Origin of the sequence: Neoroseomonas rubea, from assembly GCF_016106015.1 — a bacterium.
GTDB classification, from domain to species: Bacteria; Pseudomonadota; Alphaproteobacteria; order Acetobacterales; family Acetobacteraceae; genus Neoroseomonas; species Neoroseomonas rubea.
Map to the genome: position 1 here is coordinate 1 of NZ_JACADQ010000550.1, position 1,647 is coordinate 1,647.

General features: G+C 77.2%; 2 protein-coding genes. Both read right to left on the reverse strand.

Features of this window, described 5'->3' with window-relative positions:
- A partial coding sequence (locus HW577_RS24730) for an amino acid kinase family protein (RefSeq protein WP_474100257.1) occupies positions 1 to 187 on the reverse strand: 187 nt, incomplete at its 3' end.
- A 102-nt stretch (positions 188 to 289) separates the two neighbouring features.
- Complete coding sequence (locus HW577_RS24735) at positions 290 to 1,492, reverse strand: DUF1501 domain-containing protein (protein ID WP_198378746.1); 1,203 nt, start codon at positions 1,490 to 1,492, stop codon at positions 290 to 292.
- Positions 1,493 to 1,647: the final 155 nt, after the last annotated feature.

Below are 1,647 nucleotides of genomic sequence, written 5' to 3' on the forward strand. Positions count from 1 at the left end.
CGATGGCGCCGGAGGAGACGAGCACGACCTCCGCCCCCGATGCGCGCAGCGCCGCGACATCGGCCGCGACCGAGGCGAGCCAGGCCGCGCGCGGCGCCGCCGTATCGGCATCCACCACCAGGGCTGAGCCGATCTTGACGACGATGCGCTTCGCGCCGGCGAGGGTGGGGGCGGCTGGATCTGACATGGCGGCGGGGCTGTAGCATGCGGGCGGGGCGGCGTTGAGGGCCGCGGCGCGGCGCGAGGCGCCGGCCTGCCTTGCGCGAAGGTCCTGCGCCGCACGCCCCCGCTACACCACGCTCCGCCCCGCCAGATCCTGCATCACCCGCCGAAACACCGCGCGGTAATCCTCGGCCACAGCGAGATCGACGCCATCCTCCAGCGCATCGCGCGCCAGCCCCGGCCAGGCGCCGAAATGCCCGCCGAGCGCGCCACCGCGGCCGAAGGCCATGACCGTGCCGGCGCGGCCATGGTCCGTACCGCCGCTGCCATTGGCGCGCAGCCGGCGGCCGAATTCGCTCGCGACCAGCACGGTCCATCGGCGCGGCAGGTCCGCGAGGTCGGCATCGAGGGCGGCGAGGCCGCGCGAGAGCGTCCGCACCAGGTTCGGCAGGCGCCAGCCCTGGCCCTCATGCGTGTCCCAGCCGCCGAGGTCGACCTGCGCGGCGACCAGGCCGGGATGGATCTTTGCCGCCTGCGCGACGGCGGCGAGCGCCGCGCCGAAGCCGCCTGCGCCGGCATAGTCGGCGCTGTTGGCAGGACGATATGGCAGGACGCGCCCCTCGCCGTCGCGCGGCAGGAGCGCTTCCAGCGCGCGCAGGTCGCCGATCGCCGCGCGTGCGGCGCGGGAGACGGCGTCCTGCCCGTCCGCGTGCAGCGCCTCGATCGCCAGCGCGCCGATCCGCCCGCCGGGGAGGGCAAGCCCGCCGGCGAGCGACGGCACCGAGACGGCCCGTCCCGCGCCGGCAAGGTCCGGCGGCAGCCCGCCCTGGCCCGCCAAGGCGAAGGGGCCGGGCAGCACATCCTGCCCCAGCGCTGCCGCCCAGGCGCCGAGCCAGCCGCCGCCGCGCGCTTCCCGGGAGCGTCCGCGCCCCGTCGCCATCAGCGACTGTGCCTCGAAATGGCTGCGCGTCGGCTCGGGAAGGCCGGCCGCGGGCCAAAGGGCGAGGCGGCGGTCGCGCCAGATGCCGGCGAGACCGGCCGCCTCGCGATGCAGGCGGAAATCTACGGCGCGATGCGCGTCCAGCCGATCGCCGGCCTGCGCGCCCTCGGCCGTCGTGCGCAGCTCCGCCGCGCGCATCTCGACGAAGGCGGCATCGTCGGCGGGGGAGAGAAAATGCAGCGAGTCCATCCCCCCGCGCAGGAAGACCAGGATCAGCAGCGGCGCCGGCGGGCCGGCCTGCCCGGCGAAGGCGAGTCCGCGCAGCCCCGGCAGCATGGCGGCGCCGAGCCCGGCGCGGATCAACTCGCGGCGGCCGAGGCGGGCGATCATGTGCGCTGGAACCCCGGGGCGAGCAGCAGCAGGCCGGCGAGCAGCGCGACATCCTGCCGGTTGCGCGCATGCTCGGGCCGCCGGTCCGACGCCCACGCGCGGCCGATCGCGCCGAGCGCCGCGTCGGCGGCCGGGCCGAGCAGCGGCGCGGCGAG

Excerpts from the sequence above, each read along its gene's own strand:
- HW577_RS24735 (WP_198378746.1), bottom strand. The coding sequence starts at position 1,492 with ATGATCGCCCGCCTCGGCCGCCGCGAGTTGATCCGCGCCGGGCTCGGC.